This is a genomic window from Roseovarius tolerans, from assembly GCF_028885395.1.
Classification (GTDB): domain Bacteria; phylum Pseudomonadota; class Alphaproteobacteria; order Rhodobacterales; family Rhodobacteraceae; genus Roseovarius; species Roseovarius tolerans.
In genome coordinates this window covers 1,792,939-1,819,332 of record NZ_CP118494.1, presented here as the reverse complement: position 1 = coordinate 1,819,332, position 26,394 = coordinate 1,792,939, and the positions used below count along the sequence as shown (strand labels likewise).

Genomic DNA, 26,394 nt, shown 5'->3' with positions numbered 1-26,394 from the left:
GCCGGGGGGCGCTGCCCCCATCGCCGCAGGCGGCGATTCCCCCGGAATATTTATCGCAAGATGAACCCCGCATCAGTCTTTGTCCCGGCGGTGCAGGTCAAGGATGCTGCGCGCCTGTTCGGCTTGCGTCTCTTCAAGGGTCTTCTGCACCTTGGTCCGCCCGAAACGCGTGGCGTTCTCGTCGGCGCGGGCCTTGTCGGCAGCCCGCGCCTTTTGCTTGCGCACCCGGTTCAGATTGACCGGCCTGTCGCTCATTTCGGGCCGATCATGTCTTCGGGCCGTACCACGCGGTCAAAGGTCTCCGCATCCACAAAGCCGAGCGCGATCGCCTCTTCCTTCAGCGTGGTGCCGTTCTTGTGCGCGGTCTTGGCGACCTTGGTGGCGTTGTCATAGCCGATGGTGGGCGCGAGCGCCGTCACCAGCATCAGCGACTCCGTCATCAGCTTCTCAATGCGCGGCTCGTTGGCTTCGATGCCCATCAGCATCCGCTCGGTAAAACTGTCGGTCGCATCGCCCAGGAGCTGGATGGATTGCAACAGGTTATAGGCCATCATCGGGTTGTAGACGTTGAGCTCAAAATGACCCTGCGAGCCTGCGAACTTGATCGCCGCGTCATTGCCCATGACATGGGCGGCCACCTGTGTCAGAGCCTCGGCCTGTGTCGGGTTGACCTTGCCGGGCATGATCGAACTGCCCGGCTCGTTCTCGGGCAGGATCAATTCGCCCAGACCCGAGCGCGGCCCGCTCCCCAGAAACCGGATATCATTGGCGATCTTGTAGCAAGAGCCCGCCACCGTGGCGAGCGCCCCCGACAGGAACACCATCGCGTCATGCGCCGCGAGCGCCTCGAACTTGTTAGGGGCTGTCACGAAGGGCAAGCCAGTGATCTCGGCCATGTTGGCCGCGACCGTCTCGTCCCAGCCATGCGCGGTGTTGAGCCCGGTGCCCACGGCGGTGCCGCCCTGCGCCAACTCGTAAATGCCGGGCATGCAGGCCTGCACCCGCGCGATCCCCTGCCGGACCTGATGCGCGTAGCCCGAGAATTCCTGCCCCAGCGTCAGCGGCGTGGCGTCCTGCGTATGGGTGCGGCCGATCTTGATGATGTCCTTGAACTCGGCGGCCTTCGCCTCCAGCCCCGCCGCCAGCTTGTCCAGCCCCGGCAGCAGCACATCGCGCACGCTCATCGCGGTGGCGATATGCATCGCCGTGGGGAAGGTGTCGTTCGAGGACTGCCCCATGTTGCAATGATCGTTGGGATGCACCGGGTCCTTGGATCCGATCTCGCTGCCGAGGATCTCGATGGCGCGGTTGGCGATCACCTCGTTGGAATTCATGTTGGACTGCGTGCCAGACCCCGTCTGCCAGACCACCAGCGGGAAATTGTCGTCGAACTTGCCCTCGATCACCTCGCCCGCCGCCTGAATGATCGCATCGGCCAGCCGCGCATCGAGCTTGCCGGACGCCTTGTTGGCCTGCGCGCAGGCCTTTTTGATCACACCAAGGGCGCGCACGATGGCCACCGGCTGCTTCTCCCAGCCGATCGGGAAATTCATGATCGAGCGCTGTGTCTGCGCGCCCCAATATTTATCGGCGGGCACTTCGAGAGGGCCGAAACTGTCGGATTCGGTGCGGGTGGCGGTCATTGCGGAATCTCCTTGACGGTTTGCCCCGTTCATAGCGAAGCCGGGCAAAAGATCAATACTGTATACAATGGAATACCGATAAGCGGAGCGACGACCCCGCCCTATTTCCGAAAGCTGTCGAGGCTAACCACATCCGCCTCGGTGGGCGTGTCGTCCTCGGCCTCCAGATCGTCGGCATCCTCCTCGTCGCCGTCGTCCTCGACCTCCTGCGTCTCGAAGCGCAGGCCGAATTCCACCGACGGATCGACAAAGGTCTGGATCGCGTCATAGGGCACATAGAGCCGCTCCGGCGCGTCCCCGAAATTCAGCGTGACGCTGAACCCGTCATCCGTCACCTCCAGCCCGTCATACCAATGCTGCATGACCACCGTCATCTCGGACGGGTAGCGGTCGCGCAACCAATCGGCGAGTTCCGCCTTGGGGTGGGTGGTATCGAACGTGATGAAGAAGTGATGCGCGCCGGGCAGCCCGTTCATCTGCACGTCGGTCAGAACCTCCTGAATGAGGCCACGCATGGCGCGATGCATCAGGTTTCCGTAATCGATCGAGCGCGACATTCTTTACCTCGGGAGAGTTACAAGGATCAGCATAGGGGATTCGGGACAAAACAAAAGACCCGCAATGTGCCCCTCAGATCAATAGATGCCACGCCCCCGCGAGCACCGCAAGCAGCCCCAGAACCCGGACCATCGACAGCCGCGCGCCCAGCAACAGCGCCGCCGCCAGCAGCACGAAACCAAGGCTGAGCGGGCTGAATGTCCCCCAATCCGGCACCGGGCCGAACGCCGTCTCGCGCACCCGGCCAAACAGCACATGCAGCGCGAACCAGACCGAAAGGTTCAGGATCACACCCACCACGGCCGCCGAAATCCCGGCCAAGGCCCCCTTGAGGCGGGGCCTTGCCAGGATCCGCTCGATATAGGGCGCACCGGTGAATATCCATAGAAAACAGGGCGTAAACGTGACCCACAGCGTCAGCAGCGCCGCCAGCACGGCCATGCCCACCCCGCCCTGCGCATAGCCCGCCAGCAGGCCCACAAACTCGGTCACCAGAATCAGCGGCCCCGGCGTCGTCTCCGCCAGCCCGAGCGCGTCGATCATCTGCGCCGTGCTCAACCAGCCCTTGGTCACCACCACCGTCTCGGTCATATAGGCCAGCACCGCATAGGCCCCGCCAAAGGTCACCACCGCCAGCTTGCTGAAAAAGAGCGCCAGATCGGTCAGGAACGTGGCCCCCGCCGACCACGCCACCAGCACCGGCGCGGCCCAGAGCGTGCCCCAGATGACAACGGTCATCAGCGTGCCGCGCAGGGGCACGGCGGGCATGGGGATGGCTGTCTCGGCCTCTCCGCGCGCGCTCAGATACCCCCAGAGCGCCGCCGCAGCGATGATGATGGGAAAGGGCACCGACAGCACGAACATCGCCACAAAGGCGAGCCCGGCCAGCACCCAGCTTGCCCGATCAGTCAGCGCCTTGCGCGCGAGATTCAACAGCGCCTGCAGCACAATCGCCACCACGGCCGCCTTGATCCCGACAAACAGCGCCTGCACCAGCGGCACCCCGCCATAGAGCGCATAGCCAAGCCCAAGCGCCAGGATCACCAGCGCGCCCGGCACCACGAACAACAGCCCGGCGATCAGCCCGCCCGGCACGCCCCGCAGCCGCCAGCCCGCATAGGTCGCCAGCTGCATCGCCTCGGGGCCCGGCAACAGCATGCAGAACGACAGCGCGCCAAGGAATTGCCGCTCCTCCAGCCAGCCCCGCCGCTCCACCAGTTCGGCATGCATCATCGAAATCTGCGCCGCCGGTCCGCCAAAGGACAAAAGGCCGATGCGCAGGAAACTGCGGAAAATCTCGGAGAGGGGCGGCGCGCTCATGCCGGTTTGTGACCCGCACGTCCGCCTTGCGCAAGTCAAAGTTCCATGACGCGCAGCACGATATGATAAGGGGGAAAGTGCAGGCTTCTGTTGCCAGGTGCCTGCGAACCCCGCCTTACGCGGCTAGGCGCAAGGGCTTAAGTTTCGGTCTCGTTACTGCTTACGCAGCAACGGCGACCGGAGCACGGTTGTCATTTGCAACTGTACGTTTCGGACCGATAACGGTGGTACCTCACCGGGACAAAGCATAACCCCTTTAGACGTTCGTCGATCCTGTTTCGGCCCCATGATCCCCAAATGAAGGATGATTGGTGGAGCCGCCGGGTACCGCCCCCGGGTCCGATCCGCTTATTACGAGCGCGTTTATGTCCATAGTCCCCGTTGCCGGGAACACCCCTTACATAGGAGCTTTGACCGGGCTTGCAAAGGGGTCAGCGCGGCGAAATCGACAGCCAGATACCGTCGCGCCCGCGCACCGTCAGATGCGCCACCGGCATCGCGGGACGCTCCGGCACCGCGTCAAAGCGATAGGCCCGCACCAGCATCGCCAAGAGGAGCGGCCCCTCGATCATCGCGAACCCCGCCCCGGTGCAGACCCGCTGCCCGGCGGAGAACGGGATATAGGCGGTACGCAGGCAGGCCTTGCCGTTCTCGGTGCCATAGCGCGCGGGATCAAAGCCGTCGGGGTCGTCCCACAACCGTTCATGCCGGTGCAAGTGCCACGGGCTGATCACCACCTGCGCGCCGGGTTTGACATCGCGATTACGAAAGCGTTCCGGGCACGTGCTCTCGCGCACCATCATCGGCACGGGCGGGTAAAGGCGCAGCGTCTCGCGAAACACATCCCGCGCCACGCGCAGCCGCGACATGTCGGAGAACTCGGGCGCGCGGTCGCCGAACACCGCCACGGCCTCCTCGGCAAGCCGGTCCTGCCACTCAGGGTAGAGCGCCAAAAGGTAAAGCGCCCAGGCCAATGCCGAGGCGCTCGTTTCATGCCCCGCGAGGAAGAAGATCGCCACCTGATCGACCATTTCCTGCGTGTCGAACCGCGCGCCGGTCTGCGGGTCGGCGGTGGTCATGATCTTGGTGGCCAGATCGTCAGGCGCGGTCCCGGCCTCGATTTCGCCCATGCGCTGCGCCGTCAACTGCGTGATCAGCGCGCGGATGCTGCGCGCGGTCTCTCGTGTTTTCCGGCTGTGAAAGCGCGGAAACCAGCGCGGCAGTGGCACAAAGGCCGCGAGGTTCAGCACCGGCTGCGTGCGCTGATGCGCCTTGAACTGCTCGAACACGGCGCTCGCAGTCTCGTTCTCGATCGGAATCGAGAACAGCGTGCGAAAGATCACGTCGGCGGCGGCATGGCTCGTCTGCGGCTCGATATCGCGCGGGGTGCCATCGGCCAAGGGCCCAAGCCGCGCCACCGCGCCCTGCCCGGCCCTGACCATCGCCGCAAACGTATCACGCAGCCGCCCGCCCTCAAAGGCCGGGTCGATGATCCGCCGCTGCCGCTTCCATGTCTCGCCATTGGTGACAAACACCGACTGCCCCAGCAGCGGCCGCAACCCTTCGGACACCCGCGCGGATTTCGGGAAATCGTCGGGCCGCGCGCGCAGCACCAGATCGACCAGTTCGGGCTGATTGCAGAGATAGGAGCGAAAGAACGGCGTGCGAAATTCGGCCATCCACGCGCGATAGAGCCGCGCAGGCTGCGCCGAGAGGATATCCGCCCGAAAGAGCCGCATGTAGCGCCACAATGACACGCGATCCGGTCGCGCGGGGGGCTTGGGCGGCGTCATGGCGCAAGGCTCGTGTAGCCCGAGGTGGCCCGCTCGATCCGGCTCTTGGACGGAGGCCGCCCGGCAAAGCGTTGCGCAAGGGTCTGCGGCCCGGCGGTGATCCGGAAATAGTCGTAATCCTTGGGCCGATCAAAGGCACAAAGATATTGAAAATGCAGCCGAAAAAACCGCCAGCGCAGGGCGCGCCACCGCTCGGCACTCAAGCTTTGCGTGAACGCCGCCGAGATCACCAGCGGCCAGCGTTTCCCCGCAGGGGCAACCCCGCTCACGCTGACCGGATCACACAGCGCAAAGGCGCAGCCGTCGCCCGGCGCGGTCACGTCAAGCCAGAAGAGTTCCTCGCGCGTGCTCAGATAGGCCAGATCGGCGCGCAACCGGTGCGCGCGCGGCAGAAACGACACCATCGGCACCACCTGCCCGAGACTGAGAAACGACAGCGCCGGATCGCCCGCAGGCACATGCCCGTCGCGGATCAGATCGGCGAGGATCGACACCCCCAGATGCGCGCCCGAAGAATGCCCGACGACCAGAACCTCGTCGCTACCGCCTTGTAAAGCCTGCGCAATCTCGGCGGAAAACTCGGCCATCCGCGCCTCCAACTCGGGCGGATTGGCCCCCATATGCCGCGCCGAATAGGCGTAGTCATGCATCAGGTAATAGGCAAAAAACCGGCCATCCATCCGCCGGAACCATTCAAGGATAAGCGGCACCACGACCAGCCCGCCCCAGGCCGCCAGCGGATGCAAGAGGGCCAGCCCCTGGCCCAAGATCCACGCCGCCAGCAGCGCCAGACCAAGCTGCGTCAGCAGAAAGCCCACCGGGTAGAGCGCTGCAATCACCGGACCTTTTCGCAAACGCATCAGCCGAAACAGCGCGCCGGTGCCGATATAGGCGGCGGCAGTGCGGGCCAGTTGCGCATAAGTGGCAAGAATGCCCTGATCCATACTGTCCTTGACGATGTCGGACCAGATCAGCACCTCGACCTGTGTGTCGACCTCGGCCCCGTCCATGTGCGCCTTTACGCCCCAGCCGAACCGCACCTTAGCTTCACTCGGCAAGATACTGATTTCATATCCGGAAATACCCGCCTGCGCGGCGCTTTCCTTGCGATAAAGCTCGCGGTAGCGGCGCGGCGGGATCGGATCATAGCCCGGAATATAGAACACACGTCTGCGTCGCACAGTCGCGTTAACGGGGGCGTTACTGCTCATGACCAACCTCTTGTCGGCCAGAGCCTAGCGCGAAAATCGGGCGAGCGTAAGGCGCTATCCAAGCACGGCGAGGGCCGGGAACGTCTCCAGCAGCCAGAAGGAAAACGCCGAGAACCCACCGGTCAGCATCAGCAATCCGATGGTCCACAGAAGCAGGCCCATCACCCGCTCGATCTGTTCCATATGCCGCTTCATCCAGCCCATAAGCCCCTGAAGGCGCGGCAGGAATGCAGCAACCAGAATGAACGGAACCCCCAGCCCGATGGCATAGACTGCCAGCAAAGAGGTGCCGCGCGCGACATTTGCCTCGGAGGCGGCAAGCGACAGGATCGCGCCCAGTTGCGGGCCGATGCAGGGCGTCCAGCCAAAGGCGAAGGCGAGGCCAAGGATATAGGCCCCGAAGGACGATCCCCCCCGGTCGCCCGCATCAAGCCGCGCCTCACGGTCGAGAAACTTGAACCGGTAGACGCCCACGAAATGCGCCCCGAAGGCCATGACAAGTATGCCCGCTACCGTATTGAAATAGCCTTGATATTGCAGGAACACTGTGCCGATCGCTGACGCGGTAAAACCCAGAAACAAAAACACCGTCGACAACCCCAGCACAAAGAACAACGCGGGCACCACTGCACGGGCGCGTTGGCTGCCGCTCTCGGTCAGGTCATTGAGGCTGACGCCGCTGATATAGGCGAGGTAAGGCGGAACGATGGGCAGCACGCAAGGGCTTAAAAACGAAATGATTCCAGCAACTAAGGCCACGAGCATGGCCGGGAGCAAAGCGGCGTCTATGATTTCGATTCCGAACATGGGGTCACACATAACCCGTCCACCCCGCCGCGTCACGCAGCAAAGGGTCACATCCTTGTGGACAGGCTGTAACAAGGCCGCTATCTGATCGGCCATGACCCCGAATGACACCCTCGACGCCTGTGGCCTTCTGTGCCCCCTGCCCGTTCTCAAGCTGCGTAAGCGCTTGAAATCATTGGAAGTTGGCGCGCTGGTCGCGCTCTACGCCGATGATCCGGCGGCGGTGATCGACGTGCCGCATTTCTGTGCCGAATCCGGCCATGAGCTGATCTCGTCCAGCGACGAGGCCGGGGTGCAGACCTATCTCATCCGCAAGACGGGCTGAGGCCCAAGACAAACGCCGCGCAACGAGGGTTGCACGGCGTTTGTCTATTTCAGCGTCCGACTGTCACATTCGGACCGTGACCGGGCGAGGCGTTAACCGCCCAGTGACCACCAGCCGCGCCGCTTGGGCTTGGCCGGGGCCGTGTCCTCGGTGACGGTTTCGGCTTCAGGCTCGGGCTCGGGGGCCCTGGCGGGCTCTTCCGCGACCGGCTCAGGGGTCGGCTCTGGCTCCGGCTGCGGTGCGGGCTCCGGTTGAGTCTGAACCTCTGCCGCTGGCTCGGGCGCGGGTGCCAGTTCCGGCTCGGGGATGGGATCAGCCGCCGCAGTGGCCTCTTCCACGACAGGGCTCGCCTCGGGCTCTTTCTTCTTGCGCGAGACAGAGCGCGAGCGCGGCTTGGGCTTGGGCTCCTCCTGAGCCACCTCTTCGGGCTTGGCCTCTGCTGTCGCCTCGGCGTCTGCCGGGGCCGCGTCACCGTCCGCCTTGGCCGGTGCCTTCTTGCGCGACCGGCTGGGGCGTTTGGGTTTCGGCTTGGGCGCCTCTGCCTCGGCCTCGGCCTGTTCGGCAACTGGCGCGGTCTCGGCGGCGGCAGGTTGTGCCGCGCTATCGCCACTGGCCTCGACCGGCGTCTCCTGCCCCTGATTTCCAGCCTCACCCGAGGGCTCGGTCTGGCCGTTCTCCTGCTGCCCCTCGCCACCATTCTTGGGCTTGCGGCGGCCACGGCTGCGCGAGCGGCGGCGCTTTTTCTTGGGCTTGTCGCCGTCATCGCCATTGGCTTCTGGAGTGGCCTCGGGCGTGGCTTCGACCTCGTCGGCGATCACGTCCTCCTCGGTCTCGTCGATCTCGACCATCAGCGCCGCCCCGGCAGAGACGAACTGAGCCGCATCGGGCTCAGGCACGGTGCGCGTCGCGGTCTTGAACTTCTCCATCGTGAAATCGGGGCTGACCAGCGTCGGATCGCCCTCAATCCGGACAGAAAGGCCATAGCGCGCCTCGATCTGGGCCACGTGGTCGCGTTTCTGGTTCATCAGGTAGTTGGCGATCCCCACCGGGCATTTCAGCAGAACCTCGCGCGAGCGGCGGCGCACGCCCTCTTCCTCGACCTGACGCAGGATCGACAGCGCAAGGTTGTCATCCGAGCGGATAAGGCCGGTGCCGTGGCAGGTCGGGCAAGGCTGCGTGGTCGCCTCGATCATGCCGGGACGCAGACGCTGGCGCGACATTTCCATCAGGCCAAAGCCCGAGATGCGCCCCACCTGGATGCGGGCACGATCAGTCTTGAGCCGCTCCTTCATGCGCTTTTCCACGGACGCGTTGTTGCGCCGTTCGTCCATGTCGATGAAGTCGATCACGATCAACCCGGCAAGGTCGCGCAGGCGCAACTGACGGGCAACCTCGTCGGCGGCCTCGAGATTGGTCTTGGTCGCGGTCTCCTCGATCGAGCCTTCCTTGGTGGCCCGGCCCGAGTTGACGTCGATGGCGACAAGCGCCTCGGTCACACCGATCACGATATAGCCGCCGGATTTGAGCTGCACCGTCGGATTGAACATGCCGCTCAGGTAGCTTTCGACCTGATGCCGCGCGAAGAGCGGCTGCTGATCGACATAGTGTTTCACGTTCTTCGCGTGGGACGGCATGATCATCTTCATGAAGTCCTTGGCGATCCGGTAGCCCATTTCTCCCTCGACCAGAACCTCGTCGATCTCGCGGTTATAAAGATCGCGGATCGAACGTTTGATCAGGTTGCCTTCCTCGTAGATCTTGGCAGGCGCGATGGATTTGAGCGTCAACTCGCGGATCTGCTCCCACAGCCGCTGGAGATATTCGTAATCGCGCTTGATCTCGGCCTTGGTGCGCTTGGCGCCTGCCGTGCGGATGATCAGGCCCGCGCCCTTGGGCACGTCGATCTCGGTGGCGATCTCCTTGAGCTTCTTGCGGTCGGCCGCCAGCGTGATCTTGCGGGAAATGCCGCCACCGCGCGCGGTGTTGGGCATAAGCACGCAGTAACGACCGGCGAGGCTGAGATACGTGGTCAGCGCCGCGCCCTTGTTGCCGCGCTCTTCCTTGACGACCTGCACGAGCATGATCTGGCGGACCTTGATCACCTCCTGGATCTTGTAGCGGCGCGCGCGCGGCTTGCGCACCGGGCGCAGGTCCTCGCTGTCGTCCTCATCGGCAACGGATTCGATGCTGTCATCGTGGCTGGCGTGATCGCGGGTATCGCTGTCATCCTCGTCGCCCTCAGGCGTCGCGGTGTCGGCACCCTGTTCTGCGGCGCTGTCGTCGGCGGGTTCCTCGACCGGGGTCTCGGCCACGCGCTCCATCGGCGACGTGCCTTCCTCCTCGGTCTCGTCCTCGTTGAGGTCGATGGTCTCCATCCCCGAGATGTCACCGCTGGTCACCGCGTCATCCGAGACGGTTTTTTCCGCCTTGGGTTTTGCGCGCGACCGCGACCGGGAGCGAGAGGAGCGCTTGGGCTTTTCCTCTTCTTCCTGCTGGGCCTGCGCAAGCGCCTCTTCCTCGGCCATCAGCGCCTCACGGTCGGCGACCGGGATCTGATAGTAATCGGGATGGATTTCCGAGAAGGCAAGAAAGCCGTGCCGGTTGCCGCCGTAATCGATGAACGCCGCCTGCAGCGACGGTTCGACCCGGGTTACCTTTGCGAGGTAGATGTTGCCAGCAAGCTGGCGTTTGTTCTCGGATTCGAAATCGAATTCCTCGACCTTGTTTCCGTCGACCACCACGACGCGGGTTTCCTCCGCGTGGGTGGCATCAATAAGCATTTTCTTGGCCATGTTTTCCGTATGCATCGCGGCGCGGCACACGCCCCCGGAGGAGCGGCGCGTTGCGGCTGATGTCTGATAGGGGCGATAGCGGGCGTGCGCATGGGCGGGACGCATGTGGTCCCTGCCTGTATGACGCTGTAAAGTCTCGCGCGCTTCATCGCGGTTCTTCTTCTCCGGCCCTTGCGGGCCAATTCAAGGCCTGAGGCACCTTGTCGGGGTTTCAGGCGTGTATGCAGCCCCGGTCCGGGGCCCAATCGGTCTGTTCGGCCCTCGCGGATTTGTCGGTCCGGCAGGAGGCTGAAACAGCGAATCTCTTGTGGTCGGGGCAAAAAATCGCACCCATCACCGCAATTTCACACTAATGCGTTGCGGGCGGCAATTACAATGGAGAAAATGCACAGCCGATGCAGCACCACCCGGCCGAGGACACGGCACCGACGCGCGTGGCACGGCCTCTCCCGACCCGGCATCCCCGTGCGGCACCGGCGACGATTGCGCAGATGCTGCTGGGTTGGTAAAGCATATTTACCAATTTCCGGAGTGCCCCCATGCCCGTCATCACCAATATCGACGATCTCAAGCGGATCTACCGCCGCCGCGTGCCCAAGATGTTCTACGACTACGCGGAGTCGGGCAGCTGGTCAGAACAGACCTTCCGCGAGAACACCTCCGATTTCGACCGCATCTATCTCAAACAGCGCGTTGCCATCGACATGACCGGGCGCAACCTCGCGACAAAGATGATCGGGCAGGACGTGGCGATGCCGGTGGGCCTCGCGCCGGTGGGCCTCACCGGCATGCAGCACGCCGATGGCGAGATCAAGGCGGCCCGCGCAGCCGAGAAATTCGGCGTGCCCTTCACGCTCTCGACCATGTCGATCTGCTCCATCGAAGATGTGGCCGAGAACACCGAAAAGCCGTTCTGGTTTCAGGTCTACACGCTCAAGGACGACGATTTCATGCAGCGGCTGTTCGATCGGGCGCGCGATGCCAAATGTTCGGCGGCGATGATCACGGTCGATCTGCAGATGCTGGGCCAGCGGCACAAGGACCTCAAGAACGGCCTTTCGGCCCCGCCCAAGCTGACGCCCGCCAGCGTCGCCAACATGATGACCAAGGTGCATTGGGGCCTTGGCATGCTGGGCACCAAGCGGCGCAGCTTCGGCAATATCGTGGGCCATGCCAAGGGCGTGACCGATCCCTCCTCGCTCTCGGCCTGGACATCAGAGGCGTTCGATCAGGCGCTTGACTGGGACCGCATCCGCGTGTTCCGCAAGATGTGGGACGGCCCGCTCATCATCAAGGGGATCATGGACCCGCGCGACGCGCTCGAGGCGCTGAACGTGGGGGCCGATGCGATCATCGTGTCGAACCACGGCGGGCGGCAGCTTGACGGCGCGCTCTCGGCCATCCGCGCTCTGCCCGCGATCATGGATGCGGTGGGCGACAAGATCGAGGTGCATCTCGACAGCGGCATCCGCTCGGGTCAGGACGTGCTCAAGGCCCTCGCCATGGGTGCGAAAGGCACCTATATCGGCCGCGCCTTCGTCTACGGGCTGGGGGCGATGGGCGAGGCTGGCGTCAGCAAGACGCTGGAGGTGATCTGCAAGGAACTCGATACCACCATGGGCCTCTGCGGGCGGCGCGACGTGCATGATCTCGACCGCGATATCCTGATGGTGCCCAAGGGGTTCTCGGGCGAGTGGGAGTAACGCCCCTTGGCCAGTGCCGGAATTTGAGTATTTTTGCCAAAAAGAAGCCGCAGGCCATGCCGTTTGGCCCTTTTCAAGCACGGCAGCGTGCTCTATAGGCGCAACTTCACGCGGGGCTACAGCCTTGGAGGAGCCCCGCTCTAACCTATGGAGAATTCAAAATGGCTGGAGAAATTCCTGATCTTCACGCCCAGGAACGCACGGGGACGGGCAAGGGCGCCGCTCGTGCGGTGCGCCGTGCGCATCTGGTTCCGGGTATCGTGTTCGGTGGCGACAAAGAGCCGCTGGCAATCCAACTGCCCTATAACGCGCTGATCAAGCGCCTGAAGGCGGGACGCTTCAAGTCCACGCTCTTCAACCTCAAGGTCGATGGCCACGAGGATGTGCGCGTGATCTGCCGCGACGTGCAGCGCGATATCGTCAAGGACCTGCCGACGCATGTCGATTTCATGCGCCTGCGCCGGACCACCAAGATCAACCTCTTCATTCATGTCGAATTCGAGGGCGAAGAAGAGTGCGCGGCGCTCCGCAAAGGCGGCGTTCTGACCTTGGTGCGCCCCGAGATCGAACTTGTGGTGACGGCGGGCGACATCCCCGAAAAGATCACCGTCGATCTGACCAAGATGGAAAACATCGGCGACACGCTGACGATTTCCATGGTCGATCTGCCCGAGGGCACCAAGCCGACCATCGACCGCGACTTCGTGATCTGCAACATCTCCGCCCCCTCTGCACTGCGCAGCCAGGAGGATGACGAGGATGAAGATCAGGCCGACGAGGTCGAAGCCGAAGAGGTCGCAGCGGAGGAGTGATCCGCCACCTCATCGCGACACGAATCGCGACACGAAACGACGCGGCCCCGGAAACGGCGGCCGCGTTTTTCGTTCACCGCCCGCGCACCCGGCGAAAGCACAGGATGCGCCTGCGCGAGGGCCCCGGATCGTAGGTCAGCCCCGAGGCCGACATGCAATCCACGATCCGCTGGATCACCGTGTCCGGATAACGCCCCGGATGCAGTTCCATCATCACCGAGTGAACATGATCCGGCCAGGGCGTATCGAACAGATATTCCTCGGCCCCTTCGATATCCATGATCACCAGATGCGGGCGCACAGTGTCCAGCAAGGCATCGAGCGCGAGCGCCGGCACCTCGACCAATCGCTCGGGCGCGCTCGTCTCATCGGCGATATGTCCGGCCCAGAATGTGCGCGCCCCGTCAAAGGCGATGGCGGCCTTGTCGCCCGCCCACCCCGTCACAGCGCCATGCAGCAGCGTCACCGCCCCTGCCCCGTTGCGGTCGAGATTGGCGCGGATCACCGGCAGCATCACCGGGTTAGCCTCGACCGTTGTGACATTGGCCGGTCCCGCCAGCCGCGCGCAAAGCGTCGCGATATAGCCGATCCCCGCCCCCAGTTCCAGCACCCGCTGCCCTTCGCGCAGGCGCATGCGGGCCGCGGCGGCCTCCTGCCCCTCGTATTTGCCCGAGGCCAGTTTTGCCGCGATCCGGTCATTGATCAGGCTGTCGGGCACGTCGAGCGTCAGGCCGTCGATCTCATACTCTGCCATGCCGCCCCGCCGCTTGGTTGATTCCGTCAGGCCAAGGCCCTAGACCATCCTAGAGTGACGCGGGAGAAATGGGCAATGCAGCTCTTTGTTGGCCTCGGCAATCCGGGGGCGAAATATGCGGGCAATCGCCACAATATCGGCTTCATGGCCGTCGACCGGATCGCCGGGGATCATGGGTTCGGCCCGTGGCGGGCCAAGTTTCAGGGCCATGTCACCGAGGGCGTGCTCGAGGGCGAGAAGGTGATCCTGCTCAAGCCCGGCACCTTCATGAATCTCAGCGGTCAGTCGGTGGGCGAGGCGATGCGCTTCTACAAGCTGACGCCCGGCGATGTGACGGTATTTCACGACGAGTTGGACCTTGCCCCCGGCAAGCTGCGCGTCAAGACCGGTGGCGGCCATGCCGGCCATAACGGTCTGCGCTCGATCCATGCCCATATCGGCGCCGAGTATGCCCGCGTGCGGCTCGGCATCGGGCATCCGGGACACAAGGACCGGGTGGCGGGCTATGTCTTGCAGGATTTCGCCAAGGCCGATCAGGACTGGCTCGACGACATGATGCGCGGAATTGCCGATGGCGCGCCGTGGCTGGCACAGGGCAAGCCCGACCGGTTTCAGAACGCGGTCGCGCAGCGCATGACCCCGCCCCGCCCCAAGCCCGAGCGCAAGGCTAAGCCGGTGCCGGACCCGGAGCCGCCCCAAGAGGCCCCCGAAGACACCCGCAGCGCGTTGCAGAAACTCGCGGACCGGTTTCGCTAGGCCGCCCGACCCAGCCTGTCACACCGGTTCGATATCGCCCTCCGCCCGCAGCGCATGAAACGCCGCCTCCCACGCCGCGAACTGTCTTGCGGCAATCGCCGCGCGCATGCCCGCCATGATCTCCTGGTAATAATGCAGGTTGTGCCAGGTCAGCAGCATACCCGAGATCATCTCCTGACTGCGGAACACGTGATGCAGATAGGCGCGGCTGTAATTCCGACAGGCCGGACAGCTGCACGCCTCATCGAGCGGCCTGGGATCATCCTGATGCCGGGCATTCTTGATATTGACCTGCCCGCGCCGCGTCCACGCCTGCCCGGTGCGCCCCGAGCGCGATGGCAGCACGCAATCCATCATGTCGATGCCGCGCTTCACCGCGCCTACGATATCGTCGGGCTTGCCCACCCCCATCAGGTAGCGCGGCTTGTCCTCGGGCAGAAACCCCGGCGCGTAATCCAGCACGCCGAACATCGCCTCCTGCCCCTCGCCCACGGCCAGACCGCCGACCGCATAACCATCGAACCCGATCCCGGTCAGCGCGGCGGCACTTTCCTCGCGCAACTCGGGCGCAACCCCGCCCTGCATGATCCCGAAAAGCGCATGGCCGGGCCGATCCCCGAACGCCTCCTTGGAGCGCGCCGCCCACCGCATGCTGAGCTGCATGCTCTCGGCCACAGCCTTGTCACTCGCAGGCAGCGCCGGGCATTCGTCGAAACACATCACGATATCCGACCCCAGCAGCCGCTGGATCTCCATCGACCGCTCCGGTGTCAACTCATGCTTTGATCCATCGATATGACTGCGAAACGTCACCCCCGCCTCGGTCAGCTTTCGCAGCCCGGCAAGGCTCATCACCTGAAAGCCGCCCGAATCCGTCAGGATCGGCTTCTGCCAGTTCATGAACCGGTGCAGACCGCCCAGGTTCGCCACCCGCTCCGCCCCGGGCCGCAGCATCAGGTGATAGGTGTTGCCCAGAAGGATATCCGCGCCGGTGGCGGCCACGCTCTCGGGCATCATCGCCTTCACCGTCGCCGCCGTGCCCACCGGCATGAAGGCCGGCGTCCGGATCTCGCCGCGCGGTGTGGAAATCACACCCGTGCGCGCCAATCCGTCAGTTCCCTTGAGTTTATAGTTGAATAATGCTGTCATCTTGGCCCCATAGCGCGAGACAGGTCATATCCGACGAATCCGCGCCCATGACAAGGAGCCATAGCCCATGAGCGATACGCCAGACACGCCCCAGCCCCTCCAATTCGGCTGGGAGGAATGGATTTCGCTCCCCGATCTGGGCGTGCCCGCATTGAAGGCCAAGGTCGATACCGGCGCGCGCACTTCCGCACTGCATGCCTTCGACATCGAAACCTTCGGGCCGTCCGCGAAACCCAAGGTGCGTTTCACCGTGCACCCGATTCCGGGCCGCGACGATCTGATCATCCCCTGCTCCGCGACGATCCTCGACCGGCGCGAGGTGGCCTCCTCGAATGGCGAGCGCGAATTGCGCTACGTGATTCAGAGCACCTTGTCGGTGAACGGCGACAGCTGGCCGATCGAGATCACCCTCACCAACCGCTCGACCATGGCCTCGCGCATGCTGCTCGGGCGGCAGGCGCTCAAGGATCACATTTCCATCGTCGCCACCGACCGCTTCCTGCAGCCCGAACTCAGCTATGACGTCTATCACACCTCAAAAATGCGCGCCGCACAGCCCAAACGCGCACTCCGCATTGCCGTACTCAGCCGCGAGAACAACTATTCCACCCGCCGCCTTGTCGAGGAAGGCGAATCCCGCGGCCACACCGTCGAAGTAATCGACACCACCCGCTGCTACATGGCGATCAACGCGCTTGCCCCCGAGGTGCATTACGACGGCAAACGCCTGCCGCGCTATGACGCGGTGGTGCCGCGCATCGGGGCATCGGTCACCGCCTACGGGGCCGCCGTCATTCGCCAGTTCGAAACCATCGGCACCTACAGCGTCAACACCTCGGCGGGCATCATCGCCAGCCGCGACAAGCTCTATGCCCATCAGCTGATGGCGCGCGCGCAAGTGGGCATGCCCAACACCGCCTTCGCCGCCTCCCCCAAGGACACCGCCAACCTCATGGGCCTCGTCGGCACGGCGCCTTTGATCGTCAAACTGCTCGAATCGACCCAAGGCAAGGGCGTGGTACTGGCCGAAACCAAGAAGGCCGCCGAATCGGTGATCGACGCCTTTCGCGGTCTCAAGGCCAATTTCCTCGTACAGGATTTCGTCAAGGAAGCGGCGGGAGAGGATATCCGTTGCCTCGTGATCGGCGGCAAAGTCGTGGCCTCGATGAAACGCACCGGCGCCGAGGGCGATTTCCGCTCCAACCTGCATCGCGGCGGCTCAGCCAAATCGGTGCGCATCACCAAGGCAGAACGCGACACGGCCATTCGCGCGGCGCGGGTGTTCGATCTCAACATGGCGGGCGTCGATCTCCTGCGTTCCGAAACCGGACCCAAGGTGCTGGAAGTGAATTCCTCGCCCGGCTTCGAGGGCATCGAGGGCTCCACCGGCAAGAACATCACCGGCGCGCTCTATGACATGATTGAAGCGCGAGTGCGCCCCGCCCCGGTCCGCCGCCGCAAGTCGGCTGGAAAATCTGACGGCTAGGCCCGGGTCGCATGCAACCGCCCCTCTGGACGTGAGGGTTTATAAAACTTATATGTTTGCTCAGGATAACCGCAGGACACGATCATGATGAATTCATCCGAGCCGCTTGAAGGGGCCCCGCTCATCGCCCCCTCCAGCACCGACCACCCGCTCTACGATCAGGTGGTCGAGGCCTGCCGTGGCGTCTACGACCCCGAGATCCCGGTCAACATTTACGACCTCGGCTTGATCTACACGATTGATATTGATGGTGAAAACGCGATCAACGTCACCATGACCCTGACCGCGCCGGGCTGCCCGGTCGCAGGCGAAATGCCCGGTTGGGTCGCCGAGGCGATCGAGCCGCTGGCGGGCGTCAAGCAAGTCGATGTGCACCTCGTCTGGGAGCCGCCCTGGGGCATGGACATGATGAGTGACGAAGCCCGGCTTGAACTGGGTTTCATGTAACGAAACCAAGCGACTGAAAGGCGAACCTCATGTTTGGCATCCCCGGAAAGCAGGCGGTCTCGATGACCCCTACCGCCGCCACGCAGATCGCGAAACTGATGGGCCGGGACGGCCATCAGGGCTTGCGCATCGGCGTCAAGAAGGGCGGCTGCGCGGGCATGGAATACACGATGGAGTATGTGACCGAAGTCGACCCCCATGACGAAGTGGTCGAACAGGACGGCGCGCGGGTGATGATCGCGCCAATGGCGCAGATGTTCCTCTTCGGCACCGAGATCGACTACCAGACCTCGCTGCTGGAATCCGGTTTCGTGTTCAACAACCCGAACGTGACCGAGGCCTGCGGCTGCGGCGAGTCGATCAAGTTCGAAGGCATGTGAGCTTCGGCTCGCAGCCCATTGTTTCAAAATACATAATCAGGGTCATGAGTGCATGAAACGCAAGCTCGCCGCAGGCAATTGGAAGATGAACGGCACCAATGCCAGCCTCGGCGAATTGCAATCCCTCACCACGGCGCATCCTGACCCGCGCGTCGATATCCTGATCTGCCCGCCTGCCACGCTGATCGTACAGGCCGCCGCCCTCACCGCCGACAGCCCGCTGATGATCGGCGGACAGGATTGCCACAGCGCCCCCTCCGGCGCGCATACCGGCGATATCTCGGCCCCGATGCTGGCCGATGCAGGGGCCACGGCGGTCCTTCTCGGGCATTCCGAGCGACGCGAAAATCACAATGAAACCAGCGATCTGGTGGCCGAAAAGGCGCTTGCCGCCTGGTCCGCGGGCCTCACCGCCGTGATCTGCCTCGGCGAGACCCTTGCGCAACGCGAGGCCGCGCAAACCCTCGACGTGATCGCCACCCAACTCGACACATCACTGCCCGACGGCGCAACCGGTACCAACACCGTCATCGCCTACGAGCCCGTCTGGGCCATCGGCACCGGCCTCACCCCCAGCACCGCCCAGATCGCCGAAGTGCACGATTTCCTGCGCGCCCGCCTCGCCGACCGTCTGGGCGCGGCTCAGGCCAACGCCATCCGCCTGCTCTATGGCGGCTCCGTCAAGCCCGCCAATGCCGACGAGATCTTCGCCACGTCAAATGTCGACGGCGCACTCGTCGGTGGCGCGAGCCTCAAATCCGCCGACTTCTCACCGATTATCTCGGCACTTGAGGAACACCCCACAACCGATTGATATCAAATCGGAAGCATCGTCGTGGATTTGATCTCTTCCATCGACAACAGCGCCGTGACGTTATGCACCTTCACCTCTGAAATTAGCGCCTGATAAAATACGTCATAGGCCCGCGCATTGGCCACCCGCACCTTGAGGATGTAATCGATATCCCCCGCCAGCCGATGCGCTTCCATCACCTCGGGCCGGGCATTCAGCGCCTTCAAAAACTGCCCCTGCCAGCCTGCATCATGCTCTGACGTGCGGATCAGGACAAAGAAACACGCCTCAAACCCAAGCGCTTCGGCATCCAGCAGATAGGTCTGCTGCCGGATCACCCCGCCCTCGCGCATCTTGCGAATCCGGTTCCACACGGGCGTCTTGGAACTGCCCACGGCCTTGGCGATATCGTCCAGCGATTGCCCCCCATCCTCCTGCAGCTGCACGAGGATTTTCCGATCCAGATCGTCGAGACGGACAGTCATTCCAAGTTTCCCTTTCCGATGGAATTTTCCACCCAACAGCCGCAACAGTCAGAACGTTCGTCCTTATTCACGCGGCCATATGGCGTTGAACCGGGAATATTTCCTATATTACGGGGGAAGTCAAACCGCTTGCAAAAGGCCGCGCCATGTCCCGCACTCCGCTCCAACCCGGCACTGTCGCCTTTGTCGGCGCAGGCCCCGGCGACCCCGACCTGCTCACCGTCAAGGCCCTGCGCGCCCTGCAACAGGCCGATGTGGTGATCCATGACCGGCTGGTTGCCCGCGACATCCTCGACCTGGCCAACCCTGCCGCGCAACTCCTCAACGCAGGCAAGGAAGGCTTCGGCCCCTCCATGTCGCAGGATGACATCAACGGCCTAATCGTCGCACAGGCCCTCACCGGTGCGCGCGTCGTCCGCCTCAAAGGTGGCGATCCCACCGTCTTTGGCCGCCTCGACGAGGAACTCGACGCGGTGAGCGCCGCTGGCATCGACTGGCATGTCGTGCCCGGCATCACCGCCGCCTCCGCCTCGGTCGCCGCCATCGGCCAAAGCCAGACCAAACGCGGCCGCAACGCCGCCGTGCGCTTTCTCACCGGCCACGACATGAAGGGCTTTGCCGATCACGACTGGCGCACGCTGGCTCGCCCCGGCGAGGTCGCCGCGATCTACATGGGCAAGAAGTCCGCGCGCTTCATCCAGGGCCGCCTGATCATGCACGGGGCCGACCGCGCCACCCCCGTCACCGTGATCGAGAACGCCTCGCGCCTCGATCAGCGCGTGCTCTCCACCACGCTGGAGCGGCTGCCCGCCGATCTGGCCGAAGCAGATCTCACCGGTCCCGCGCTCACCTTCCTCGGCCTCGCGCCCCGCGCCGCCGAGGCGGCGCTTGTCCAATCGAAACAGGAGCTTGCCTGACATGCCCCGAGACTTCACCCCCAAGGTTGTGACTGCCAATGCCCTCATTGAGGGCGATGTCGTCTACCTCACCGTCGATGACCAATGGACCCGGCACCTTTCGGAGGCCGAGGTGCTGACCGATGAGGCCGATGCCGACTACCGCCTTTTGCAGGCACAGGCCCGCGCCGATGAAATCGTCGGCGCCTATCTCGCCGATATGCGCCCCGGCCCCGACGGTCCCGAGCCCACCCATTTCCGCGAGGATTTCCGGCGCACCGGCCCTTCGAACCTTTTTCACGGTAAACAGGCCGACGGCCTCGGCCACGCCTGACCCACGCGACACGCGCAGGAGAAAACCATGTATCAATACAACGACTTCGACGCCGCTTTTATCGCAGAACGCAACCGACAGTTCCGCGCCCAGGTCGAGCGTCGGATCGACGGAAGCCTGACCGAGGACGAGTTCAAGCCGCTGCGCCTGATGAACGGGCTCTACCTGCAACTGCACGCCTACATGCTGCGCGTGGCGATCCCCTATGGCTCGCTCGACCCGGCGAAACTGCGTCAGCTGGCCTATCTGGCCGAGCGGTGGGACAAAGGCTACGGCCATTTCACCACCCGCACCAATATCCAGTATAACTGGCCGCAACTGCGCGATATTCCCGACATGCTCGACGCGCTGGCCGAGGTCGACATGCACGCCATCCAGACCTCGGGCAACACCATCCGCAACGTGACCTCAGACCACTTTGCAGGGGCGGCGGCGGATGAGCTGGAAGACCCCCGCCCGGTGGCCGAGCTGATCCGGCAATGGTCTACCGACCACCCGGAATTCCAGTTCCTGCCCAGAAAGTTCAAGATCGCCGTGATCGCCAGCGACTCTGACCGCGCGGTGATGAAAAGCCACGATATCGGCGTCAAGATCGTCGAACGGGACGGCACGCGCGGCTATGAGATCTGGGTCGGCGGCGGCATGGGCCGCACGCCCATGGTCGCCAAGCTGCTCAAGGATTTCGTGCCCCGCGCCGATCTCCTGCCCTATCTCGAATCGATCCTCGCCACCTACAACCGTCTCGGCCGCCGCGACAACAAGTACAAGGCGCGGATCAAGATCACCGTGCACGAAAACGGGCTGGATGAGATCCGCGATCTGGTCGAGGCCGAGTTCCCGCGCCGTCGCGCGGCCTTTTCGGGCGTCGATCAGGCGTGGCTCGACCGGATCAACGCCGCCTTCGTCACCCCCACCCTGCCCGAGCGTGACGCACATGCCTATTACGCCGCGCGTGATGCTGACCCGGTGTTCCGGGCATGGGCAGACACGAACATTGTCCCGCACAAGCACGCCGATCACGGCATCGTCACCATCAGCCTCAAGGCGCATGGGGCGACACCGGGCGACGCGTCTGCCGCGCAGATGCGCCTCGTGGCCGATCTGGCGGAACGCTACGGTCACAATGACATCCGCGCCAGTCACGCGCAGAACCTCGTGCTGCCGCACGTGGCGCTCGCCGATATTCCCGCCGTCCATGCCGCGCTGCGCGAGGCGGGGCTGGCCACCGGCAATATCGGGCTCGCCTCGGATATCATCGCCTGCCCCGGCATGGATTACTGCGCGCTCGCGACCGCCCGTTCGATCCCCGTGGCCCAAGGCATCGCCACCCGGCTGGACGAGCTCAAGATCGAGCATGACGTGGGCCATCTCCAGATCAAGATCTCGGGCTGCATCAATGCCTGCGGGCATCACCATGTGGGCCATATCGGCATTCTCGGCCTCGACCGCGCGGGGGTGGAAAACTACCAGATCACCCTCGGCGGCGATGCGTCGGAAAGCACGGCCATCGGCACCCGCACCGGGCCCGGTTTCGCCTATGACGAGATCGTGCCCGCCATCGAGCGTCTGATCTTCGCCTATCTCGACCTGCGCGAGGGGCCCGAGGAGACATTCCTTGAGGCGTACAACCGTCTCGGCCTCGCCCCGTTCAAATCCGCGCTCTACGATCACGAGGCCCGGGCCCATGCCGCAGAGTGATCTGTACGCCCGGGTGCGCGCGCTCAACGACCGCTATCGCCATCACTCGGCGATCTCGGTGCTGGAGCACGCGCTGCGCGACCCCCAGGCGGGCAAGCTGGCGCTGGTCTCCAGCTTCGGGGCCGAATCGGTTGTGCTCTTGCACATGGTCTCCGTCACGCAGGCCGCGACGCCGGTGATCTTCATCGACACCGAGATGCTCTTTGCCGAGACGCTGGTCTATCAGCAGGAACTGGCAGAGCGGCTCAACCTGCGCGATCTGCGCATCATTCGGCCCGACGCGCAGGAGCTTGCACGCACCGACGCAAAACAGACGTTACACCGACGCGATACCGACGCGTGCTGCGCCCTGCGCAAGACCCGGCCCCTGCAACGCGCTCTCAGCGGTTTTGACGGCTGGATCACCGGGCGCAAACGCTATCAAACAGGCACCCGCGCCACCCTTGACTTCTTCGAGATCGAGGACGGCACGGGTCGGATCAAGGTCAACCCGCTGGCCCATTGGGCCCGCGACGACATCCGGACCTACATGGAGGAAAACCGCCTGCCCCGGCATCCGCTGGTCAGCCGCGGTTATCCTTCGATCGGCTGCATGCCCTGCACAACGCCCGTGAAACCGGGCGAAGACCCAAGATCGGGCCGCTGGCGCGATCAGGACAAAACCGAATGTGGCATCCATTTTGTGAACGGCAAACTGGTGCGAAAAGGAGTTTCCGCATGACTGTCATCGTCACCGACACGGGCTTTGGCCCCGAGACCTGGACCACCCCCATCGTGCCTCTGGAAGAGGCCCGCAAGGGCGTGGGCATCACCCTGCCCTCCAGCGCCGACCCGCTAGAACTGGCCGGTCGCCTGCCAGACGTGCAGATGATCAAGGTCCATTTCCCCAACTTCGCCGATGGGCGCGGCTTTAGCATCGCCCGGAAGTTGCGCCTGATGGGCTACACCGGTCGGCTGCGCGCCTATGGCCACGTGATCGCCGATCAATACGCGATGGCGCGGCGCGCGGGCTTTGACGAGGTCGAGATTTCCGATGATCTGGCCGCCCGGCAGCCCGAGGATCAGTGGCTCTCCCGCGCCAACTGGCAGGCGCATGACTACCAATCACGGCTGCGCCACGTCGCTGCGGAATAACCCTTTCACCTGACCTGAATCAAAGATTAGAAGAGGATGTCGGTTTAAATGACCGGCAGTTGACACCATGAACGAGATGACCGCCGTGACCCAAGCGACCGCGAAAGCGCCCAAAACCCTCGCGATTCCCGATGCTCAGACCGTGACAGAGGTGAAACACTGGACCGACCGGCTGTTCTCGTTCCGCGTGACCCGGCCCGCCTCGCTGCGGTTTCGGTCGGGCGAATTCGTGATGATCGGCCTCATGCAGACGGACGAGAAAACCGGCCGCGAAAAGCCGCTCCTGCGCGCCTATTCCATCGCCTCGCCGTCCTGGGATGACGAATTGGAATTCTACTCGATCAAGGTCCAGGACGGCCCGCTGACCTCGCGGTTGCAGCATATCGAGGTGGGCGACGAGATCATCCTGCGCCCCAAGCCCGTTGGCACGCTGGTGCATGACGCGCTCCTGCCCGGCAAGCGGCTGTGGCTCTTTGCCACCGGCACCGGCTTTGCCCCCTTCGCGTCGCTGCTGCGCGACCCGCAGACCTATGAGGATTACGACGAGGTGATCGTGACCCATACCTGCCGTGAGGTGGGCGAATTGCAATACGGGGCCGAGTTGATCGACAGCATCCGCAAGGACGAGATGCTGGCGGAGTTGATCGGCGAAGACTTTGCTGACAAGCTGCGCTATTACCCGACGACCACCCGCGAGGAGAGCCCCAAGATGGGCCGTATCACCGACCTGATGCGCTCGGGCGAGGTGTTTTCGGACCTTGGCGTTGCCCCCCTCGCACCCGAAACCGACCGCGCCATGGTCTGCGGCAACCTTGCCTTCAATCTCGAGATCAAGGAGATGCTGGAGGATTACGGGCTGCGCGAAGGGGCCAATTCCGACCCCAAGGAATACGTGGTCGAAAAGGCGTTTCTCGACTGACGCCTACCACACATGCCCGTCACCCTCGGGCTCGACCCGAGGGTCTCCCGTAACCAGAGACATGCCGAAACAGCCACAAAAAAAGCCCGCGCAAGGTGTTCCTTGCGCGGGCTTTTCAATGATATTTGGACTGGCTCAGTAGCCAAGCGCCTGACGTGCCGCCTGAAGCGCGGATTGCAGAAGCTCCGGATTGTCCTGCGCCGCCCGGATGCCCTCGATCAGCAGGTTTTCCTGCATCGAGCCCAGATCGGACCCCTCGATCAGGCTGCGCACGCGCTCCATGTCGAAGCCGTCCACGGTCAGCGCCTCGGGGGCCTGCTCGGCACCGCCAGCAGCCGCATCGCCCGTCGTGGTCTCACCTGCGCCGGTAGCGGCCTCTTCGGTGGCCTCGGTTGCACCATCCGCAGCCCCCTCGACGGCAGATTCGGCTTCGTTCGCCGTCTCGGACGCCGCGTCCACCGCCTCTTGCGAAGCGGCTTCGGTTTCAGCAGCAGCGTCAGATGCGGCCTCTGTGGTGGCATCGACGGCCTCTTCGGCGCTGTCGGTCGCCGCCTCGGTCGCGTCGCCCGCGGCATCGGTTGCCTCATCAGCGGTCCCGGTGGTCGCGTCCACTGCCTCTTGTGCGGCCTCCTGAGCCGCTTCGCTCGCCTCGTTGGCCGTCTCTTCGGCAGCCTCGACAGCGCCCTCGACAGCATCGGATGCCTCGCTTGTCGCCTCGCTCGCGGCCTCTTCAACTGCCTCTGCCGCCTCTGTGGCGGTGTCCTGAGCCGCGTCGACCGCGTCACCCGCCGCATCCGCTGCCGCGTCGGCGGTCTCGCCCGCAGCCTCAGCCGCATCTTCCAGCGCTTCAGGCGCCTCGACGTCCTGCTGCGTGGCTCCGCTCACGTCGTTCACGACCTCATCGACAGACTTGCCGGTAAACAGCATGTAGCCGCCGCCCAGCACGATGACCGCAAGAACGATCCAAATCAGGTTTTTCATACCCATCTCCCAGAATAACAGACAGGCCCTCGCGTTAATCGCCACGGCCTTTTGTGACACTCCTTCCCAGATGCCGCGTGCAAAGAAAAGCCGCAAGGGGGAAATGGTGCTCGTTCGGCTCATATCAGCCGATTTTGCGGCTTGAAAGCCGCCGCACCGGCGTTTACCTTGCACCGTCAAATTCACCCGACAACGTTCAACAATCGAAGGATTGAAGCCATAGCCCGCAGACCCCATAACGCGCCGCCCACTCGTGACACCGGTCCCCGGATCAACGACCGCATCCGCGCCGACGAAATCCGCCTGATCGGAGCAGAAGGCGAGAACGTAGGCGTCGTCACCCCACGCAGGGCGCTAGAGATGGCAGAGGAGGTCGGGCTCGATCTGGTCGAAATCTCGCCAAGCGCCAATCCGCCGGTCTGCAAGATCATGGATTACGGCAAGTACAAGTACGAACAGCAAAAGCGCGAATCCGAAGCGCGCAAAAAGCAGAAGATCATCGAGGTGAAAGAGGTCAAATTTCGCCCCGGCACCGATACGCACGACTACGACGTCAAGATGCGTAACGTGCTGAAATTCCTCGAAGGCGGCGACAAGGTGAAGATCACCCTGCGCTTCCGTGGCCGCGAGATGGCGCACCAGGATCTGGGCCGCAATCTGCTCGAACGGATCGCCGAGGACGTCAAGGAGGTTGGCCGGGTCGAAAACATGCCCAAGATGGAAGGCCGCCAGATGATCATGATCATCGGACCGGGCGCGAAATAATCCGCCCCGGCACCGCAGCCCAACGCGACCCCCGGCCATCGGTCCGGGGGTTTCATTTTGCCCGCTTGCACCGCCCGGCTGATCGCGTAGGATCAGCGACCGTGAACTGATCGGAGCCGTCCATGTCGCAATTCGAATACAAGGTCCTGCCGGCCCCGACCCGTGGCCGCAAGGCTGCCGGGGTCAAGACCCCCGAAGCCCGCTTTGCCCTAGGGCTCGAAGACACGCTGAACGAGATGGCCCGCGATGGCTGGACCTATCTGCGCAGCGATATCCTGCCAAGCGAGGAACGTCAGGGCCTGACCTCGACGCACACCGTTTACCGCTCGGTGCTGGTCTTTCAGCGCGAGGTCAGCGTGCGCCGCGCCCCTGAACCGCCGGTGTCACAAGAGGCCGTGACCGCAGAGCCGCTCGCACAGAGCCTGTCCCCATTACCAGATCGCGATTGATCAA

At 63.9% G+C, this 26,394-nt stretch carries 28 protein-coding genes and 1 other RNA gene; 16 read left to right on the top strand and 13 right to left on the bottom strand.

Features of this window, described 5'->3' with window-relative positions; genetic code table 11:
• Nucleotides 1-72 precede the first annotated feature (72 nt).
• From PVU19_RS09005 to PVU19_RS08970, 8 genes are all read right to left on the bottom strand, one after another.
• On the bottom strand, nt 73-255 hold the full coding sequence (locus PVU19_RS09005; RefSeq protein ID WP_050662401.1) for a DUF4169 family protein: 183 nt from the start codon (nt 253-255) through the stop codon (nt 73-75).
• Entirely contained in the window at nt 252-1,643 is a 1,392-nt protein-coding gene (gene fumC, locus PVU19_RS09000; protein ID WP_050662402.1) for a class II fumarate hydratase, read from the bottom strand. The genes PVU19_RS09005 and fumC overlap by 4 nt, the downstream gene beginning before the upstream one ends.
• 101 nt (nt 1,644-1,744) lie before the next feature.
• Complete coding sequence (locus PVU19_RS08995; protein WP_050662403.1) at nt 1,745-2,200, bottom strand: SspB family protein; 456 nt, start codon at nt 2,198-2,200, stop codon at nt 1,745-1,747.
• Between the two features lie 73 nt (nt 2,201-2,273).
• Nucleotides 2,274-3,521, bottom strand: a complete 1,248-nt coding sequence (gene chrA / locus PVU19_RS08990) for a chromate efflux transporter (protein ID WP_050662404.1) — start codon at nt 3,519-3,521, stop codon at nt 2,274-2,276.
• A 76-nt stretch (nt 3,522-3,597) separates the two neighbouring features.
• Nucleotides 3,598-3,952, bottom strand: a transfer-messenger RNA (tmRNA) gene (gene ssrA / locus PVU19_RS08985).
• Nucleotides 3,953-5,314, bottom strand: a complete 1,362-nt coding sequence (locus tag PVU19_RS08980; RefSeq protein WP_050662405.1) for a cytochrome P450 — start codon at nt 5,312-5,314, stop codon at nt 3,953-3,955.
• Nucleotides 5,311-6,525: a hypothetical protein gene (locus PVU19_RS08975; protein ID WP_050662406.1), complete on the bottom strand. Its 1,215-nt coding sequence runs from the start codon at nt 6,523-6,525 to the stop codon at nt 5,311-5,313. Before PVU19_RS08975 ends, PVU19_RS08980 begins: the two co-directional genes overlap by 4 nt.
• A gap of 54 nt (nt 6,526-6,579) precedes the next feature.
• On the bottom strand, nt 6,580-7,332 hold the full coding sequence (locus tag PVU19_RS08970) for a cytochrome c biogenesis CcdA family protein (RefSeq protein WP_050662407.1): 753 nt from the start codon (nt 7,330-7,332) through the stop codon (nt 6,580-6,582).
• Between the two features lie 94 nt (nt 7,333-7,426).
• Here PVU19_RS08970 and PVU19_RS08965 point away from each other — a divergent pair, with 94 nt between their 5' ends.
• Nucleotides 7,427-7,657: a sulfurtransferase TusA family protein gene (locus PVU19_RS08965; protein WP_050662408.1), complete on the top strand. Its 231-nt coding sequence runs from the start codon at nt 7,427-7,429 to the stop codon at nt 7,655-7,657.
• A gap of 92 nt (nt 7,658-7,749) precedes the next feature.
• Here PVU19_RS08965 and PVU19_RS08960 read toward each other — a convergent pair whose 3' ends face one another.
• Nucleotides 7,750-10,449 carry an Rne/Rng family ribonuclease gene (locus PVU19_RS08960; protein WP_050662452.1) on the bottom strand — a complete coding sequence of 900 codons (2,700 nt, stop codon included), beginning with the start codon at nt 10,447-10,449 and terminating at the stop codon, nt 7,750-7,752.
• Nucleotides 10,450-10,988: 539 nt separating this feature from the next.
• On the opposite strand from PVU19_RS08960, the gene PVU19_RS08955 reads away from it, so the two are divergent.
• Together PVU19_RS08955 and PVU19_RS08950 are read left to right on the top strand one after the other, a co-directional pair.
• Nucleotides 10,989-12,152 (top strand): alpha-hydroxy acid oxidase, encoded by a 1,164-nt coding sequence (locus PVU19_RS08955; protein ID WP_050662409.1) that lies wholly within the window; start codon nt 10,989-10,991, stop codon nt 12,150-12,152.
• Nucleotides 12,153-12,313: 161 nt separating this feature from the next.
• Entirely contained in the window at nt 12,314-12,964 is a 651-nt protein-coding gene (locus tag PVU19_RS08950; RefSeq protein WP_050662410.1) for a 50S ribosomal protein L25/general stress protein Ctc, read from the top strand.
• Between the two features lie 73 nt (nt 12,965-13,037).
• On the opposite strand, the gene PVU19_RS08945 is transcribed toward PVU19_RS08950, so the two are convergent.
• Complete coding sequence (locus PVU19_RS08945) at nt 13,038-13,718, bottom strand: FkbM family methyltransferase (RefSeq protein ID WP_050662411.1); 681 nt, start codon at nt 13,716-13,718, stop codon at nt 13,038-13,040.
• A gap of 75 nt (nt 13,719-13,793) precedes the next feature.
• Between PVU19_RS08945 and pth the strand changes: the two genes are divergently transcribed.
• Nucleotides 13,794-14,474: an aminoacyl-tRNA hydrolase gene (gene pth, locus PVU19_RS08940; RefSeq protein ID WP_050662412.1), complete on the top strand. Its 681-nt coding sequence runs from the start codon at nt 13,794-13,796 to the stop codon at nt 14,472-14,474.
• Nucleotides 14,475-14,492: 18 nt separating this feature from the next.
• Here pth and tgt read toward each other — a convergent pair whose 3' ends face one another.
• Nucleotides 14,493-15,623 (bottom strand): tRNA guanosine(34) transglycosylase Tgt, encoded by a 1,131-nt coding sequence (gene tgt, locus PVU19_RS08935; RefSeq protein WP_050662413.1) that lies wholly within the window; start codon nt 15,621-15,623, stop codon nt 14,493-14,495.
• A 67-nt stretch (nt 15,624-15,690) separates the two neighbouring features.
• Between tgt and rimK the strand changes: the two genes are divergently transcribed.
• From rimK to tpiA, 4 genes are all read left to right on the top strand, one after another.
• Nucleotides 15,691-17,109: a 30S ribosomal protein S6--L-glutamate ligase gene (rimK, locus tag PVU19_RS08930; protein WP_050662414.1), complete on the top strand. Its 1,419-nt coding sequence runs from the start codon at nt 15,691-15,693 to the stop codon at nt 17,107-17,109.
• 84 nt (nt 17,110-17,193) lie between these two features.
• Nucleotides 17,194-17,556, top strand: a complete 363-nt coding sequence (locus PVU19_RS08925) for an SUF system Fe-S cluster assembly protein (RefSeq protein WP_050662415.1) — start codon at nt 17,194-17,196, stop codon at nt 17,554-17,556.
• Between the two features lie 29 nt (nt 17,557-17,585).
• Complete coding sequence (locus tag PVU19_RS08920; RefSeq protein ID WP_050662416.1) at nt 17,586-17,936, top strand: HesB/IscA family protein; 351 nt, start codon at nt 17,586-17,588, stop codon at nt 17,934-17,936.
• Between the two features lie 52 nt (nt 17,937-17,988).
• Nucleotides 17,989-18,750: a triose-phosphate isomerase gene (gene tpiA / locus PVU19_RS08915; protein ID WP_050662417.1), complete on the top strand. Its 762-nt coding sequence runs from the start codon at nt 17,989-17,991 to the stop codon at nt 18,748-18,750.
• Nucleotides 18,751-18,752: 2 nt separating this feature from the next.
• On the opposite strand, the gene PVU19_RS08910 is transcribed toward tpiA, so the two are convergent.
• Nucleotides 18,753-19,214: an Lrp/AsnC family transcriptional regulator gene (locus PVU19_RS08910; protein WP_050662418.1), complete on the bottom strand. Its 462-nt coding sequence runs from the start codon at nt 19,212-19,214 to the stop codon at nt 18,753-18,755.
• Nucleotides 19,215-19,360: 146 nt separating this feature from the next.
• On the opposite strand from PVU19_RS08910, the gene cobA reads away from it, so the two are divergent.
• The 6 genes from cobA to PVU19_RS08880 all read left to right on the top strand — a co-directional run bounded on the left by cobA (nt 19,361) and on the right by PVU19_RS08880 (nt 24,195).
• Nucleotides 19,361-20,131, top strand: a complete 771-nt coding sequence (gene cobA, locus PVU19_RS08905) for a uroporphyrinogen-III C-methyltransferase (protein WP_050662419.1) — start codon at nt 19,361-19,363, stop codon at nt 20,129-20,131.
• 1 nt (nt 20,132) lies between these two features.
• Entirely contained in the window at nt 20,133-20,444 is a 312-nt protein-coding gene (locus PVU19_RS08900; protein ID WP_050662420.1) for a DUF2849 domain-containing protein, read from the top strand.
• 27 nt (nt 20,445-20,471) lie between these two features.
• Complete coding sequence (locus PVU19_RS08895; protein WP_050662421.1) at nt 20,472-22,142, top strand: nitrite/sulfite reductase; 1,671 nt, start codon at nt 20,472-20,474, stop codon at nt 22,140-22,142.
• Nucleotides 22,129-22,863 (top strand): phosphoadenylyl-sulfate reductase, encoded by a 735-nt coding sequence (locus PVU19_RS08890; protein WP_050662422.1) that lies wholly within the window; start codon nt 22,129-22,131, stop codon nt 22,861-22,863. Before PVU19_RS08895 ends, PVU19_RS08890 begins: the two co-directional genes overlap by 14 nt.
• A complete protein-coding gene (locus PVU19_RS08885; protein WP_050662423.1) occupies nt 22,860-23,276 on the top strand; it encodes a DUF934 domain-containing protein in 417 nt (138 codons plus the stop codon). Before PVU19_RS08890 ends, PVU19_RS08885 begins: the two co-directional genes overlap by 4 nt.
• Nucleotides 23,277-23,343: 67 nt before the next feature.
• Entirely contained in the window at nt 23,344-24,195 is an 852-nt protein-coding gene (locus tag PVU19_RS08880; RefSeq protein WP_050662424.1) for a ferredoxin--NADP reductase, read from the top strand.
• Nucleotides 24,196-24,330: 135 nt separating this feature from the next.
• Here PVU19_RS08880 and PVU19_RS08875 read toward each other — a convergent pair whose 3' ends face one another.
• Entirely contained in the window at nt 24,331-25,176 is an 846-nt protein-coding gene (locus tag PVU19_RS08875; protein ID WP_082237524.1) for a translation initiation factor 3, read from the bottom strand.
• A 141-nt stretch (nt 25,177-25,317) separates the two neighbouring features.
• On the opposite strand from PVU19_RS08875, the gene infC reads away from it, so the two are divergent.
• On the top strand, nt 25,318-25,941 hold the full coding sequence (gene infC, locus PVU19_RS08870; protein WP_074784583.1) for a translation initiation factor IF-3: 624 nt from the start codon (nt 25,318-25,320) through the stop codon (nt 25,939-25,941).
• Between the two features lie 122 nt (nt 25,942-26,063).
• On the top strand, nt 26,064-26,390 hold the full coding sequence (locus tag PVU19_RS08865; RefSeq protein WP_050662426.1) for a DUF4177 domain-containing protein: 327 nt from the start codon (nt 26,064-26,066) through the stop codon (nt 26,388-26,390).
• Nucleotides 26,391-26,394 lie beyond the last annotated feature (4 nt).